This window comes from Rhodobacteraceae bacterium D3-12 (genome assembly GCA_025916135.1).
Classification (GTDB): domain Bacteria; phylum Pseudomonadota; class Alphaproteobacteria; order Rhodobacterales; family Rhodobacteraceae; genus JAKGBX01.
In genome coordinates, this window is sequence record CP104793.1 from 1 (window position 1) to 15,466 (window position 15,466).

The following is a 15,466-nucleotide window of genomic DNA, read 5'->3' on the forward strand; positions in this document are numbered from 1 at the left end:
CCAAAACCCGGCAATCGGGGGTCGATGCGGCTGTGCAGTCAAAAAAGTGTATAAGGGTAAACGCGTAAGTGATCCAAATTACTTGCTTTCTTCTCCCGCTTGCTCTTTTGTTTCAAAGAGCGATTCAGTGCGACGGGAGGCGCATTTGCATCTACTTTAAAATCCACTGATTTCACGCTGATGGTGGTCTCCTTTGCGGGGCCGGCCCAATATTGACGACAAGAAACGACTACAACAGAAAACTCGGAGGAGACTAAATGGAACGTCGTAAGTTTTTGAAAGGCGCCGCTCTTGGAGCTGGCGCAACCGCATTGGCAACACCGGCGCTGGCGCAAGGTGGCAAGCAGATGACAATCGTGTCGACCTGGCCGCGGGATTTCCCGGGTCTGGGTGTTTCGGCCCAGCGTCTGGCGGCCAATATCGCAAAAGTTTCCGATGGCGCGTTCAACGTTGAATATTTCGCAGCCGGTGAGCGCGTTGGCGCGTTTGACAGCTTTGACGAAGTGGCCAGCGGCAACAGCCAAGCCTATATCGGTGCTGACTACTACTGGGGCGGCAAGCACCCCGGCTGGAACTATTTCACATCCGTGCCGTTCGGCATGTCGACACCGGAATGGCAAGCATGGATCACCTTTGGTGGCGGTCAGGAACTGTGGGACGAGCTGGCGGGTGAATTCGGCCTCAAGAACGTGATGTGCGGTTCGACCGGCACGCAGGCCGGTGGCTGGTTCAACAAGGAAATGAACAGCCCCGACGACTTCAAGGGTCTGAAAATGCGTATGCCGGGCCTTGGCGGTCAGGTTCTGACCAAAATGGGCGCGTCGACTGTTTCGCTTCCGGGTGGCCAGATTTATGAAAACCTTGTGTCGGGTGCGATTGAAGCGACCGAATGGGTTGGCGCCTATAACGACTACTTCATGAAGTTCTATGAAGCGGCCAAATACTATTACACTGGCGGTATGCATGAGCCGGGTGGTGGTCTTGCGCTGGGCATGAACAAATCCTGGTGGGAGTCGCTGAGCGAAACCGAGCAGGCGATCATCACAACCTGTGCACAGGAAGAGCAGCTTCTGTCGCATTCCGAAGCATGGGCGAAAAACGGCGAATACATGGGCAAGCTGGTCAATGACCACGGTGTTCAGGTTCGTGCGTTCAACGACGACATCTGGGATGCGTTTGGTGACGCGGCTGCGGAAGTCTTTGAAGATGTGCGCGACCATTCGGATCTTGCCAAGAAGATTGACGACGGCTTCCAAGGCAAGCTGAAGGAAATCGGTGGCACGCTTGCTGCGTTTGAAGGCACGTTCATCAACCAGCGTAACCGTGTGCTTGGGCTGACATAAGTCGGCTTTGCACGAAGACTATGAGCGGGGCTTTGCATTGGCCCCGCTCTTTCTGCATATAGACGCCATAAAATTCGGCGCGATTGCCTTTTCAGGTTTGCAGCAGGGACGGGAGATTCAATGACAACCGCAAGTGATGTGTCGGCCATACCCAAAGAGGGAGACCCGGCGCCGATTGCCAGGCTGTTCGCCTGGTGTATGTTAGCGGTTCTTGCCGCATTTTGTATTAACAACGTGCTGATCATAGGCTGGGGTGTGCCGAGCCTGAGAGATGTGTTTGCAGGGAACGCAGGCGCGTCCGGGATCATTCCCGCTGCAAGCTATGTGATCTGTCTTGTGGTGGCGGCGGGCTATGTCCTTGGCACCGCGACGCGGGCGATGCGATGGGACGCGATGCTGATCCATCGGTTCAATTGCTATATCATCCGGGCGTGTTTCTGGACCGTGTTGCTGGTGGGGGTTACGGATGCCTTTATCGCCGTGATGCGGGTGGAAAGCCTGTTTGACGGGTTGCTGAGCGAACAGGTCGTGAAAGACATGGGCCGGGTGCAGTTCGTGGCGCCCAATATTCACATTCCGCTGGTGATTGTTGCGCTTGTCGTGGCGCTGTTCACGCGGACATTGGGATTTCACTGGCTGGCGCTGATGATTGTGGCGGCCGAGCTGGCGATCGTGATTTCGCGCTTTGGCTTCTCGTATGAGCAAGCTTTGATGGGCGATCTGGTGCGCTATTGGTATGCGGCGCTTTTCCTGTTTGCCAGCGCGTTCACGCTGTTTGAGGACGGCCACGTGCGGGTTGATGTTCTTTATGCCGGGTTTGGTCCGACCAAGCGCGGTTTTGTTAACGCTTGGGGGACGATCCTGTTGGGGATGTCGACGGCGTGGGTCATCATTTACATCGGTTTCAACGGCAAGCAGTCGATCATCAACAGCCCGGTGGTGAATTTTGAAATCACCCAATCGGGCGCGACCGGGATGTTCATCAAGTATCAGATGGCCGCGTTTCTGGGCATTTTCGCAATCACCATGCTGATTCAGTTTGTCAGCTATTTTCTTGAATCCGTCGCCGATTGGCGCGACCAGCCGGGGCACCGCGAAGTGACCCCGACAGGTCACTGAGGGAGGAACAGGACAGATGGAACTTTATTTCCTCGCTCTTTTGATTTTTGTCATGGCGATTGCGCTTGGCTCGGGCTTTCCGGTGGCCTTTGCGCTGCCGGGGGCGGCGATCATTTCGATCGGTGCAGCGGCTGGGGCTGGCTATCTCTTTACCGGGTCGACGGACGCGTATTTTCATTCCGGCGGGCCGCAGCAGTGGCTGTCGGCGGGTGTGACCAACCTGAGGGGGGTCTATTGGGAGGTTGAGCGAGATACGCTGATTGCGATTCCGCTGTTTATCTTCATGGGCATCATGCTTCAGCGATCGAAAATCGCGGAAGACCTGCTTGTCACTATGGCGCGGCTGTTCGGGCCGGTGCCTGGTGGGCTTGGGATTTCGGTGGTGTTTGTGGGCGCTCTCTTGGCCGCGACGACCGGGATTGTGGGCGCGACTGTTGTGGCGATGGGGTTGATCTCTCTGCCTGCGATGTTGCGTAACAACTATTCGCCCAGCCTTGCCACCGGCACGATTGCGGCCAGCGGCACCTTGGGGCAGATCATTCCGCCGTCGATTGTTTTGATCATCCTTGCTGACCAGTTGGCCAGCGCGACAGATCAGGCATCGACCGCCCGTAAAGCCTTGCACAAGGTGTCGACCGGCGAGTTGTCGATGCCATCCGAATTTGATGTGGCCTCGACCAGCGCGGGCGAGATGTTCCTTGGGGCGTTTGTGCCGGGCATCCTGCTGGTGTTGATCTATATGGCGTATATTCTGGTCTTTGCCATGTTGAACCCCAAGGCGGCACCGGCGGTGCGGACCTCGGGCGGGTTTGACGGCAAATTCTGGGCGGAAGTTGCGCTGACGCTTATTCCGCCGCTGACGCTTATCTTCTTGGTTCTGGGGTCGATCATCACCGGTGTGGCCACTGTGAATCAGGCGGGTGCGATTGGTGCGGCAGGTGCGCTTGTCATGGCGGGGTACCGGCTGACCGAGGATAGCGGCAAGCTTACTTATGTTCCCGCTTTGCTGGGCATGGCGGCATTGGGTTTGCTGTCATTCGCGCTGTCGAATTATGACATGAACCTTAAATCCGCGAGTTCCGCCGAGGATTGGGCGGGCATCTGGATCGGGCTGATTGCCAGTGCGATGCTGCTTGTCTCGTTGGTGTGGAGTGGTTTGCGGGTTCTGAAGATCGAGAACACCATGCACGGTGTGATGATGGAAACGGCGAAGACGACATCGCTGGTGTTCATCATTCTGCTGGGGGCTGCGATGCTTACGGCAGCGTTCCGGGCGTTTGGTGGCGAAGAGCTTGTGCGGGACTTCCTCAATAGTTTGCCGGGCGGGTTTTGGACCCAGTTCATCATCGTGATGCTGGTGATCTTCGTTCTGGGCTTCTTTCTCGATTTTATCGAGATTGCGGTTGTTGTGGTGCCGATTGTTGCGCCGATCCTATTGATGGATCCGAGCGCGAACATCACCGCGGTTTGGCTGGGTGTGATGATCGGTCTGAATATCCAGACGAGTTTCCTTACGCCGCCCTTCGGCTTTGCGTTGTTCTATTTGCGAGGGGTTGCGCCGCAGAGCGTTAAAACCGTGCAGATGTACAAGGGCGTTATTGCATTCATCACGCTGCAGCTTGTTGCGTTGGGAATTGTCGGGGCCTATCCGCCGTTGGTGAATTACCTGCCGAGCCGGGTGTCGTTTCTTTCGGAGACGGCTCCGCCGCCAAGAAACCCCAAGCTTCAGTATTGCATCGAAGAATACACCGGTGGTGTTTTCGCGGATGGGGCCGGACCGGGTGCTGCGATTGCGACAGCGCGGGAGCTTGATCTGAGTGTTTTGCCGAAGAATTTGGCGAAAGACCTGACAAGCAGCTTTGACAGCGGTGACGTGGCGATTGCGAGCCTTAACGAAGCATTCGGGGCTGAAAAGGCTGTGAATGCGGCGGCGGTGGAGTATCGCCCGCTTCAGATCGAAGTGCGTGCGCTTGAGAAAGTGGTGCGTAAGCTTGAGGAAGAAGCGGATGAGCTGCGTGTGATCATTGGGCGGATGCACGATGACTCGCAGGCGGAGCGTCGCGCCGAGCTTGAGGCGAAGCGCGAGGCATTGCTTGCCGAGGCGGAGCAGCTGAAGGGCGAGATTCCGGGCAACTGGGAAGAGGTGCATAAGGTCTTTGCCGAGTTGACCACCAAAGAGCAAAAGGCGCGCACGACCTATCGTCGTCAGGCGGACCAGTCATGGCAGGCCGCTGATGAGGTGTTGCAGGTGTTGCAGTCGAACGAGGCCTATGCCGCGTTGGAAGGCGATTTGACGGCGATGGGGGATTACATTCGCACCGTGCCGGATGCCGACCCCCAAGCCGAGGACACGGTCAAGGCGCTTGAGGCCAAGTTCAGCGATGTGGCCGGGTCCGGGGACGTGAAGTCGGCATTGGGCAAGGCGCGTCGGGCGCTTCGGGCGAAACGCTTCGATCGTGAGAAGGCGCTTGCGGAGTTCGCCAAGGCCGAAGCGGCATATGCCGAGCAAAAGGCGTGGCGCGCAGATGCGGCCGGGTTGATCCCCGGTTTGCAGGCCTATCACGATGGTATCCGCAGCACCTTGGGTATCCGCTCGCAAGATCGGCTGAACCGCGAGCAGGCGCTCTATATGGCGGCCTGTAGCGCGAAGCACCGCGATATATCGCTGAACTTCTAAAGATGCGTTGCGGCCCCGGAGAAATCCGGGGCCGTTGCCTTTTTGGGCGGGCCCAAAAGCAATTTTTTCGTGAAATCGAGGGTGGTTTGCGGTCTAGCCGTCGGTGCGGAAGGCGGCGGCGAGGGGCTTTGGCAGGTCGAACTCTTGCAGAACACGCGCCCGGCCTTGGGCGGACATTTTGAGGGCTGTGCGATCAACGATCCGCTGCAGCCCCTCGGCTGTTTTGTCCGCAGCGAAGGGCGAAAAATACCACGTGAGAAAGGTAAAACAAATCACGTCCTCAAGGGCTTGGACCTCAGGGTCGCGCTTGATGCCTTCTTTACGCAGGAGCGTGGCAACGCGGGCTTGATCGGCGTCGCAATAGCCCGCGTCAGCCATTAGCCCGGCGAGGCGTTCGCCGTGCCGGCGCCCTTGCTCTTTGCGCCATGCAAAATAGCCGGGGCGCGTTTTGGGATAGTCGGCACGAGGCAGCAACCAGCGTTCGATATGCTGTCCACGCGCCGCGATTTGCAGCACCTCGGAGGCGTCGGGAAAGAGGCGCGACAGTTGGGAAGTCATCCGCTCGCCATACAGGAGCGCGGCTGGGCGGCCGTCTTCTGTATTTGGGTCGGCGGCGTTTGCCGCGTCGATTGCGGCGATGACATTGCCCAACGGGTCAGACATCAGAAATCGAGGTTCTCAACCGACAGGGCGTTTTGCTGGATGAACTCGCGCCGGGGTTCGACCACGTCGCCCATAAGCTTGGTAAAGAGATCATCCGCTTCGACCATGTCGTCGACCCGCACTTGGAGGAAGGTGCGCGCATCGGGGTCGAGCGTGGTTTCCCACAGCTGTTCGGGATTCATTTCCCCCAGACCTTTATAACGCTGGAGCGCGAGCCCTTTTTCACCCTCTTCGAGAATGGCTTTGAGCAGGTCAAGCGGCCCTTGGATCAGTTGTTCGCGCTCTTTGCGCTGAAGCCGGGCGGTGGTGCCGTAGATCTCTTGCAGGCTTTCGGTGAAGGTGCCGGATTTGCGGGCTTCACCCGAGCGGAGCATGGGGCCATCAAGCGTGCGCACCTCTTCGACGCCGCGCAGGATGCGGGCGAGGCGGATGCCGTGGTCTTGGGTGATGCGGCCTTGCCAGCCTTGCTCATACTCCAGCGCGATCAGGTCGAGACGGGCCGCGACCTTGTCGGCGACGCCTTGGAGGTCGGCATCGACCGCGCCGGGCACGAAGGCCCCGGCGATGGCGGCCTGTTCGAGGATGTGGCGCGGGTAATGCGTTGGGAAGGCTTCGAGAACGCGGCGCAGTTGGCGGGCCTCGTCCACCACGCGGGCGAGGTGCCCTGACCGGCGATTTCCGAGCCGTTGCCGAGTTTGAGCACGGCGCCGTCGATGCCTTGTTGGATGAGGTAGTCATCGAGCGCGGCCTGATCCTTGAGGTAGACCTCAGACTTGCCGCGCGACACTTTGTAGAGCGGCGGCTGGGCGATGTAGAGGTAGCCGCCTTCGATGAGTTCGGGCATTTGCCGGTAGAAGAAGGTCAGCAGCAGCGTGCGGATGTGCGCGCCGTCAACGTCGGCATCGGTCATGATGACGATCTTGTGGTAGCGCAGCTTGGAGATGTCGAATTCATCCCGCCCGATCCCGGTGCCGAGCGCCATGACGAGGTTGCCGATTTCCTGACTGCCGAGCATTTTGTCAAAGCGGGCGCGTTCGACGTTCAGGATCTTGCCGCGCAGGGGCAGGATGGCCTGGGTCTGACGGTCGCGGCCGGTTTGGGCAGAGCCGCCGGCGCTGTCACCCTCGACGAGGTAGAGTTCGGTTTTGGAGGCGTCCTTTTCCGAGCAATCCTTGAGCTTGCCGGCGAGGAAGTTCACGTCCATCGCGGTTTTGCGGCGGGTGAGTTCGCGGGCTTTGCGGGCTGCCTCGCGGGCGAGGGCGGCTTCGATGATCTTGCCGACGATGATCTTGGCCTCGGTGGGGTTCTCTTCGAACCACTCGCTGAGCTTTTCGCCAACCAAGCTTTCGACTGCGGGGCGGACCTCGGAGCTTACCAGCTTGTCCTTGGTCTGGGACGAGAATTTCGGGTCGGGGACCTTGACCGAGAGCACGCAGGAGAGCCCTTCGCGCGCGTCGTCGCCGGTGAAATTGACCTTCTCTTTCTTGGCGATACCGCTTTCTTGAGCGTATTTGCCGATGGTGCGGGTGAGCGCACCGCGGAAGCCGGCCATATGGGTGCCGCCGTCACGCTGTGGGATGTTGTTGGTAAAGGGCAGAACGGTTTCGTGGTAGCTGTCGTTCCACCACATCGCCACTTCGACGCCGATGTCATCACGCTCGCCTTTGACATAAATCGGCTCGGGCATCATCGCGGTTTTATGGCGGTCAACGTATTTGACGAATTCTTTAACGCCCCCCTCATAGAACAGCACGGATTCGAGCGGTTCGGCCGGGCGTTCATCGCGCAGGATGATGCGGACGCCGGAATTGAGGAAAGCCAGTTCGCGCAGACGTTTTTCCAACGTCTCAAACGAGTATTCGAGGTTGGAAAACGTATCGGTCGAGGCGAGGAAGCGGACTTCGGTGCCTTTGCGGCCATTGGCGTCGCCTACGACGCGCAAATGCTCGGATGTGTCGCCGTGTTCGAACTTGGCGTAATGTTCTTTGCCGTCGCGCCAGATCCGCAGTTCAAGCCAGACGGAGAGCGCGTTCACCACCGAGACGCCAACGCCGTGCAGACCGCCGGAGACCTTGTAGGAATTGCTGTCGAATTTCCCGCCAGCGTGGAGCTGAGTCATGATGACTTCGGCGGCGGAAACGCCTTCTTCTTCGTGGATGCCGACGGGAATGCCGCGGCCATTGTCCGAGACAGAAACGCTTGAATCTGCGTGAATTGTGACGCTGACATGATCGGCGTGACCGGCCAAAGCTTCGTCGATGCCGTTGTCGACGACTTCGTAGACCATGTGGTGCAGGCCGGAGCCGTCATCGGTGTCACCGATATACATGCCGGGACGCTTGCGGACCGCTTCTAAGCCTTTGAGAACTTTAATAGAATCCGCACCGTATTCGGGGGAGTTCTGCTCGGTGTCTGACATGTTTGCTGACCTGTTCTTTTTCCTGTTGATTTATACAATTTCCGGGGGGGATGTCACGCGTGGACGCCATGTTTTGTGGGCCAGCAGAAAATGAAAATGCGCCTTAGTTTTCACGCTATCGCCACATTGTTTCCCCGGTTCAAATTCATAGAGGTTGGTAAGATGCGAAGACGAAAAAGGGCGACCGATATGGCACTGAAGAACGCTGGTGTGAGCAACCCTGCATTTGGCGCGACGGAACAGCTTTCTGGCGAGGCGCCAGCGCAAGGCAAGGTCAAAATGAGCCGCACGGAGCGATTGGGCCATGCGTGGCGCGTGCGCGATGATGCGCTTTGGAACCCGTTTGAAGTGATCGCCTTCCTTGTGAACATCATTTTCGTGTTTGGATTTGTTCTGGGGCAGAGCCACTATTTGTTCGTGGCGGAGTTGTTCTTTCCGGTGATCCTTTTGTCGGTTTGCGTGCTTGTCTATCAGGCCATCGCGCGGCGGCGTTCCGGCGAAAGCGGTGCGCTTGAAGTGATGCGTGACAGGATCGGATACTAGCGGGGCTAAAAGGCTGTGCGTGTCAGCCGGTAAGCATCAGACAGCGGGTTTGTGCGCGGTTTCAGAGAGGCCATTGGTTTCGGTGACTTCGAGGTATTGCGCCTTGTCACCCAGCTCTGCGAATAGCTCCAATCCGGTGCCGGTCATCCACGCCTGGGCGCCGAGGGTGCAAATCTCGTCATAGAGCGCCGCGCGGCGGGTGGCGTCGAGGTGGGCGGCGACTTCATCAAGCAACAACAGCGGCGGCGCGCCGAAGTCTGCGGCAAGGGCGCGGGCGTTGGCGAGGATCAGGGAGACAAGCAGCGCCTTTTGCTCTCCGGTAGAGCAATCACGGGCGGGCACGCCCTTGGCCGCGAAAACGCCGTAGAGATCGGTGCGGTGGGGGCCGACGAGGGTGCGCCCGGCGGCAAGGTCGCGAAAGCGCGACTCGGCCAGTGCTTCGGCAAGGTCGGTTTCGGTCTGGGGCATAGCGCCCTCGCTCTGTGTGAGCTCGAGATCGGCGGTTGGAAAGGCGGTTTCGGCTTGGGTTTGCGCATCGGTGAGTTGGTCCAGCGCGGCGATGCGGTTGGCGTGAATGGCGGCGCCAGAGGTGGCCATTTGGGTTTCGAGCGCGCCATACCAATGCGGGTCGCGGACCTGATCCTTGAGCAGGCGATTCCGCTCGCGCATGGCTTTTTCATAGGTGAGCGAAAGCTCGGCGTGGGTGGGAAAGAAGCTGAGCGTCATGCGGTCAAGGAACCGGCGGCGGCCTTCGGCGCCTTCGATCCAGAGGCGGTCCATTGACGGAATGAGCCAGAGCACGCGGGCGATGCGCCCTAGGGCGGTTTGCGGGGCTGGTTTAGAGTCGATCCGTGTTTGGCGGGCGTTGCCGCCTTCGGACCAGATTTCGACCTCATGCGTTTGATGCAGGCTGGTGAGTAGGCCGGTGAGTTTCCAACCCAGAGACTCAGGTCGGCGGGCCATGTCCTGTGCCGCGGCGCGCCGTAGGCCGCGACCGGGGGAGAACAGCGAGACGGCTTCGAGGATGTTGGTTTTGCCTGCGCCATTGGGACCGTAGATGGCGACGGGGCGGGTGTCACATTCGATAAACGCGTGTTTGTGCGAGCGGAAATGCGAGAGGGTGAGTTGCGAGAGTGACAGCGTCATGACGGCCACGCAAACTGTGGGCGGCGCGGGCAGAAGCGGGGGGCCAGCCCCCGCACCCCCCGGAGTATTTCCGGCAAGATGAAGGGGGCGGCTGTATTGGTTGCGGCAGCGGTTCTGTCAAACCCGCATCGGCATGACGACATAGACGGCGGAGGTGTCATTGCCTTCGCGCATCAGGGTCGGGTCGCCGGCGGAGTTGAACATGAAGACCGCATTTTCGCGGTCAACCTGACTTGCGATTTCCAGCAGGTATTTCGCGTTGAAGCCGATTTCGAGACGTTCGTCGCCATAGGCGACCGCGAGTTCTTCTTCGGCGGCGCCGCTGTCGGGAGCGTTGACCGAGAGCGTGAGCTTGTCCTCGTCGAGGGAGAGTTTCACGGCGCGCGACCGCTCGGAAGAGACGGTGGCCACACGATCCACCGCTTGGGCAAATTCGGCGGCGTCAACTTCGAGGCGGCGGGTGTTGCCGGAAGGAATAACCCGGGTGTAGTCCGGGAAAGTGCCGTCGATCACCTTGGATGTCAGGGTGATTTCCGGCGTGGCGAAGCGGATCTTGGTTTCGGAGACGGACACAGCGATCTGGGTTTCGTCATTGTCGAGCAGTTTGCGCAGCTCGCCCACTGTTTTGCGGGGCACGATGACGCCGGGCATGTCGGCGGCGCCGTCGGGCAGGTCGGCGTCAATTCGAGCGAGGCGGTGGCCATCGGTGGCGACACAGCGCAGCACTTTGCCGCCGTCGGAATCGGAGATATGCATATAGACGCCGTTGAGGTAGTAGCGCGTCTCTTCGGTGGAAATGGCGAATTTCGATTTGTCGAACAGGCGGCGCAGCATTGGCGCGGGCGCGGAGAAGTTCGAGCTGTATTCCGAGCTTGCCATGACCGGGAAGTCTTCTTTCGGGAGGGTGGCAAGATTGAAGTGCGAGCGGCCTGCTTCGACCGAGAGGCGACCGGCGGTGCCATCATCGGAGAGTGTGACCAGAGCGCCATCGGGCAGCTTGCGCACGATCTCGTGCAGGGTGACGGCGGACACGGTTGTGGCACCGGCGCGTTCGACCTGAGCGGGGGCTTTGTCGACCACCTCGATATCAAGGTCGGTGGCGCGGAAATGCACGTCGGAGCCTTCGGCCTCGATCAGCACATTGGCGAGGATAGGGATGGTGTTGCGCCGTTCAACGACGGACTGCGCCTGAGCGACAGCCTTCAGCAATACGCTGCGTTCAATGCTGAGTTTCATGCCCTCTCACTCCTGATCGTGTGCCGGGAGGGGCACCCTAGCGGGTTCCGCCTTTGACACAAGTGTTTTGTAGAGTTTTCGGGCCTAATGCGGGGGAGGTCAAGGGGCTGTTCGGCCTTTGCCGGTGACCCTTCGTAGATTGCGGGGGCCTGCCGACAAAATGGCCACGTCTCAGGCTTCGAGCGAGCGGCGCAGAAGTTCGAGATCTTCTTCGATCTGGGCGTCCTGGGCGCGGAGTTCTTCGATCCGGCGCACGCCGTGCATCACGGTGGTGTGGTCGCGGCCACCGAAGCGGCGACCGATTTCCGGCAAGGAGCGCGAGGTCAGCTGTTTGCACAGATACATCGCCACCTGACGCGGGCGGGCAAAGCTGCGCACGCGTTTGGGGCCGACCATATCCGACAGGCGGATGTTATAGTGGCTGGCGACCTGCTTTTGGATTTCATCAATGCTGATCTTGCGATCGGAGGCGCGCAGGATGTCGGCGAGACAATCCTGGGCCAGGTCGAGGGTGATTTCGCGGCCAACGAGGGAGGCGAAGGCAAACAACCGGGTGAGCGCCCCTTCGAGGACGCGGACGTTTGTGCTGATCCGGTGGGCGAGGAATTCGAGCACGCCATCGGCGAGTTGCAGCGTCGGGTATTGCTCGCGTTGCTGGACCACTTTGGATTGCAGGATACCGAGGCGCAATTCGTAGTCGGTTGGGTGCAGGTCAACCACGAGGCCGCATTGCAGGCGGCTCTTGATGCGGTTTTCGAGGTCCTTGATTTCACCGGGCGCGCGGTCGGCCGAGATGACGATCTGGCGGTTCTGATCCACGAGAGCGTTGAAGGTGTGGAAGAATTCTTCCTGAGTTGAGTCCTTGCCGGCGATGAATTGCACGTCATCGACCATCAGGACATCGACGGAGCGGAACAGTTCCTTGAAATCCATCATCTTGCGTTCGCGCAGGGCCTGAACAAAGCGATACATGAATTGTTCAGCGGATAGATAGAGCACATTGAGATCGGGGCGACGGGCTGAAAGCTCGTGCGCTATGGCGTGCATCAGGTGCGTTTTGCCGAGGCCAACGCCGCCGTAGAGAAACAGCGGGTTGAAGGTGACCGGGCCACCTTCGGCGACGCGTTTGGCCGCGGCGTGGGCCAGTTCGTTGGGTTTGCCGACGACGAAGCTTTCGAAGGTGAAGCGGGAATCGAGCGGGGCGGCGGGCAGGAGATCGTCGCGCGCGGGAGACTGGAACGCATTGGAGGCGCTGGCGGTGGCGGCAACGGTTTGCGGGGCGGGTGTTGCATTCGGCTGGGCCGCTGGCGTGTTCTTGTTCGCCGGTGCCTTGCCCGACATGGCGGGCACGTCAAAGCGGATGCGGCGCACATCGGCGCCTGCGGAGGTCATCTGATAGAGCATCACCTCGCCAAAATTCTGGCGCACGTAATTTCCCAGAAAGCTGGTGGGGACATGAAACGTCGCGACGCCATCACTGCTGATGTTGTCGAATTCAAGCGGTTCGATCCAAGTCTTGAAATTGTTCTTGCCGAGCGAGTTAAGCAGAGCTTCTTGAACCTGACCCCATTGTTCCTGCGTCATCTTTTCCCCGTTTCACTTTCATCGTTCTAACGCCTAGGCCAACAACACGTCACGGATGCCATCCCGGACGCGGCGTGCTTTCACGATCCAAACAGCAGCACGCCACCATCATCGTTGATGACGTGTGTTGCTGCCCCCAAAAGGACCGCCTTAAACGGTGTTTGCATCCCCAAGTGGACGCGCCGGACCTTCCCAAAGGGTCAGGCGCAGGGAATGCGCAACCGCACAAAAACTAAGATGGACAAGGCAGCGCCGACAGATCGGCATAGCGATTTCGCGACCTCAAAAGGTGAGGCGGAAATTAGCAGTTTCTAGGTCTTGTCCCCCAAGTCGAAGCGACTCGCAGGATCGAAATTAGCAACTGCTTGCGGTGCTGGGCAATGAAACTTCGCGCTTGACTCGGATTTTTACGACAAAGAATCTCTGAAGTGCTTATGGGCCAAGGAAATAAGGGGTCACACAGAAAAAGAGGCGCTCTGGCTGGAGCGCCTCTTTTTTATAGCTTTAACAAGAATCGCTTTAGCCGAGGCTTTTGACCCGTGCCGAAAGACGCGACATTTTGCGCGATGCGGTGTTCTTGTGGAAGATGCCTTTGGAGACGCCGCGCATCAGTTCTGGCTGAGCTGCGCGAAGCGCGCTGGTTGCGGCTTCTTTGTCACCAGAAGCGATTGCTTCTTCGACGGTGCGCAGGAAGGTGCGGATACGCGAACGGCGCGCTTTGTTGACGGCGAGGCGACGCTCATTCTGGCGTGCGCGTTTCTTGGCCTGGGGCGAATTTGCCATGGGTGGCCCTTTCTCTGGTTCGGTTCAAACGGTGTCGCACGCAATACCCCGAGCGGGCCCCCGTCGTACGGGGCATGATTCTTGCCTAAGCGGGCATCACGCGCATATCTGGGCCGCTTAATAAGGATTTGGCGCGGAAATGCAATTGAGAATATGCAACGCGTCAGAGTTTGCGCGCGCGGGGTGGTGGCGTTTGCGAAGGTGAGTGTGGTAGCGAGAGGAAAAGCCGGGCAGGAAGGCAGATGTTGCATAAAGAGATCATCGTCCAATCGGCGGCGTTGCTCAGGACCTTGAACGAGGCCGGGTTTGATTGCGAAGCCGAAGATGATTTTGCGCGCATCACGCGATGGCTTGCGCAGGAAGAGAAGCTTTCCCAGAACCCGAAAATCTCGCTTGTGCGCAACGATTTCGTCGCGGGGTCGGCGTTCTGGACGTTTCTGCTTCAGGGGGAGGACCGCGTCGGGCGGCTGGCGGCGCGATACTATGATCTAAATGGCGAGACGCTTGGCAGCTATCTTGAGCGCACAAGCAATGCGCAGTTTGGCGGCGGGCGCGAGGTGGTTGATTACATTGCCCCGTCGGTGTCACAGCTTATTGGTGGGCGGCTGATTTTTTTTGGCGATCTGGAAGTGTCGTTGCGGACGCGCACCAGTCGCAAGACCTTGTCGGCCTATGCGCGGCTGACCATGGTGCTGTCGGGCATGACGTGGCCGGATTTTGATTGGATGTACGGCTTTGTGACCAAGCAGCACGCGCGTCAGGCCGAGCTTTATGGGTTTACCTATCGCGTGCCGCGCGTGGTGACGTGGAAAAAGCCAATACCGGAAGGGCGCGAGGATACGCATGTTCTGGTCGCGATCCCGGCGGCGGACTTCTGGCATATGCTACGCACGGGGGAAATGAGTGAGCTTTGAGAAGGAAAGCGTGAGCTTGCGCCCGTCAGTGTCGGTCACCGGTGCGAGCAGGCGGCGGTAGGTGCCCTTGACGCGAATGCCTTTGGAAACGGTGTCCACCTTGCGATCGGTGATCAGGTAAGGTTTGTCGGCGCAATCGAGATGCGCCTGAACGATGGCGCGGCGCGTGTCCTCGTCATAGCATTGTATGATCTCGTTATAGCTTTCGACGCTGAGAATGCTAAAGAACTTGGCCGAGAGGCTTTTGGGGCCGATGCGGTAAGGTGTTGGCGCCGTGTCGCCCGGCTTGATGGGCAGGAACAGGTTGAACCAGTCGATCAGTTCCTTGCAGTTCACCAGTTGGCTGTTGTTGGCCATCAGCCAGTCGAGCATGTCATCAATGTTTATTTGACGGCTTCGCTTGGTCGGTCGCGTTTGTTTGAGCACAAGATCGGACATGATGCGCGCCGTTTCGATCTGCTCGTCGTTGAACAAATCGACGGGCTCAAAGGTGAAGGGCGCTGCGTTTTGTGAAAAGTGGCTGATCGGGAGCGCCAGAGCGGTGGCGAGCCTGTCGATTGTCGAAAACGGAATTTCGCGGCGGTTGTGAATCTGGGCGTGCAGAGTAGAATACCGCAGGTCAGCCTTCTTACAGGCCGCTGCGAGAGACAGGTCGCGCATTTTGCATGCGCTCAAGATATGCGTGCCAAGATCCAATCAGCTATCCACGTCCGTGTATTCTCGCTTTGGTTGAATTGACAAAATTGAATGTGTCGGCCAATCCGGTTCAGGACATGATGTTTTTCATGGAAGTTTGTGTTTTTTAGGCTGAAAAAGTGACAGAATTGAACGACATTGGCGAACAGGTTGGCAAAATTCTGACGGAGGAAGATCCGCAGAAATGCATCGCACTATCGCGGCGGTTGCGCTGTGATCTGTGGTATCGACTTGATCGGGAAGACCGTAAAAAGCTGTGCGATCTAGGCGTTGACCTGTCCATATTGCAAGGCGGCTTGCGCGAGGCGTGATGGGCAACTTGTAAAAAAAACACCCGGTCTCT

General features: G+C 58.8%; 12 protein-coding genes and 1 pseudogene. 6 read left to right on the plus strand and 7 right to left on the minus strand.

Features of this window, described 5'->3' with window-relative positions:
- The first annotated feature begins 257 nt into the window (after window positions 1–257).
- The 3 genes from N4R57_00005 to N4R57_00015 all read left to right on the plus strand — a co-directional run bounded on the left by N4R57_00005 (window position 258) and on the right by N4R57_00015 (window position 5,139).
- On the plus strand, window positions 258–1,343 hold the full coding sequence (locus tag N4R57_00005) for a TRAP transporter substrate-binding protein (protein UYV37553.1): 1,086 nt from the start codon (window positions 258–260) through the stop codon (window positions 1,341–1,343).
- A 120-nt stretch (window positions 1,344–1,463) separates the two neighbouring features.
- Window positions 1,464–2,462, plus strand: a complete 999-nt coding sequence (locus tag N4R57_00010) for a TRAP transporter small permease subunit (GenBank protein UYV37554.1) — start codon at window positions 1,464–1,466, stop codon at window positions 2,460–2,462.
- 16 nt (window positions 2,463–2,478) lie between these two features.
- Window positions 2,479–5,139, plus strand: coding sequence for an SLC13 family permease (locus N4R57_00015; protein UYV37555.1), 2,661 nt, complete (start codon window positions 2,479–2,481; stop codon window positions 5,137–5,139).
- Window positions 5,140–5,232: 93 nt separating this feature from the next.
- Here the strand turns inward: N4R57_00015 and N4R57_00020 are convergent, their stop codons facing one another.
- Together N4R57_00020 and gyrB are read right to left on the minus strand one after the other, a co-directional pair.
- Window positions 5,233–5,802 (minus strand): DUF4202 domain-containing protein, encoded by a 570-nt coding sequence (locus N4R57_00020; GenBank protein ID UYV37556.1) that lies wholly within the window; start codon window positions 5,800–5,802, stop codon window positions 5,233–5,235.
- Window positions 5,802–8,221 (minus strand): annotated as a pseudogene (gene gyrB / locus N4R57_00025) (DNA topoisomerase (ATP-hydrolyzing) subunit B). The gene N4R57_00020 and the pseudogene gyrB overlap by 1 nt, the downstream one beginning before the upstream one ends.
- A 189-nt stretch (window positions 8,222–8,410) precedes the next feature.
- On the opposite strand from gyrB, the gene N4R57_00030 reads away from it, so the two are divergent.
- The gene (locus N4R57_00030; protein UYV37557.1) at window positions 8,411–8,764 is read left to right on the plus strand and encodes a hypothetical protein; all 354 of its coding nucleotides are present in this window, start codon (window positions 8,411–8,413) and stop codon (window positions 8,762–8,764) included.
- A 36-nt stretch (window positions 8,765–8,800) separates the two neighbouring features.
- Here N4R57_00030 and recF read toward each other — a convergent pair whose 3' ends face one another.
- The 4 genes from recF to rpsT form a co-directional block, all read right to left on the minus strand.
- Window positions 8,801–9,910: a DNA replication/repair protein RecF gene (recF, locus tag N4R57_00035; protein UYV37558.1), complete on the minus strand. Its 1,110-nt coding sequence runs from the start codon at window positions 9,908–9,910 to the stop codon at window positions 8,801–8,803.
- Window positions 9,911–10,027: 117 nt separating this feature from the next.
- On the minus strand, window positions 10,028–11,146 hold the full coding sequence (gene dnaN / locus N4R57_00040; GenBank protein ID UYV37559.1) for a DNA polymerase III subunit beta: 1,119 nt from the start codon (window positions 11,144–11,146) through the stop codon (window positions 10,028–10,030).
- A gap of 171 nt (window positions 11,147–11,317) precedes the next feature.
- Window positions 11,318–12,730, minus strand: coding sequence for a chromosomal replication initiator protein DnaA (dnaA, locus tag N4R57_00045; protein UYV37560.1), 1,413 nt, complete (start codon window positions 12,728–12,730; stop codon window positions 11,318–11,320).
- A gap of 519 nt (window positions 12,731–13,249) precedes the next feature.
- The gene (gene rpsT, locus N4R57_00050; GenBank protein UYV37561.1) at window positions 13,250–13,513 is read right to left on the minus strand and encodes a 30S ribosomal protein S20; all 264 of its coding nucleotides are present in this window, start codon (window positions 13,511–13,513) and stop codon (window positions 13,250–13,252) included.
- Between the two features lie 242 nt (window positions 13,514–13,755).
- On the opposite strand from rpsT, the gene N4R57_00055 reads away from it, so the two are divergent.
- Window positions 13,756–14,427: a hypothetical protein gene (locus tag N4R57_00055; protein UYV37562.1), complete on the plus strand. Its 672-nt coding sequence runs from the start codon at window positions 13,756–13,758 to the stop codon at window positions 14,425–14,427.
- Here N4R57_00055 and N4R57_00060 read toward each other — a convergent pair.
- Window positions 14,398–15,087 (minus strand): hypothetical protein, encoded by a 690-nt coding sequence (locus tag N4R57_00060; protein ID UYV37563.1) that lies wholly within the window; start codon window positions 15,085–15,087, stop codon window positions 14,398–14,400. The two genes, N4R57_00055 and N4R57_00060, sit on opposite strands and share 30 nt — an antisense overlap.
- A 155-nt stretch (window positions 15,088–15,242) precedes the next feature.
- Here N4R57_00060 and N4R57_00065 point away from each other — a divergent pair, with 155 nt between their 5' ends.
- A complete protein-coding gene (locus N4R57_00065) occupies window positions 15,243–15,434 on the plus strand; it encodes a hypothetical protein (GenBank protein UYV37564.1) in 192 nt (63 codons plus the stop codon).
- Window positions 15,435–15,466: the final 32 nt, after the last annotated feature.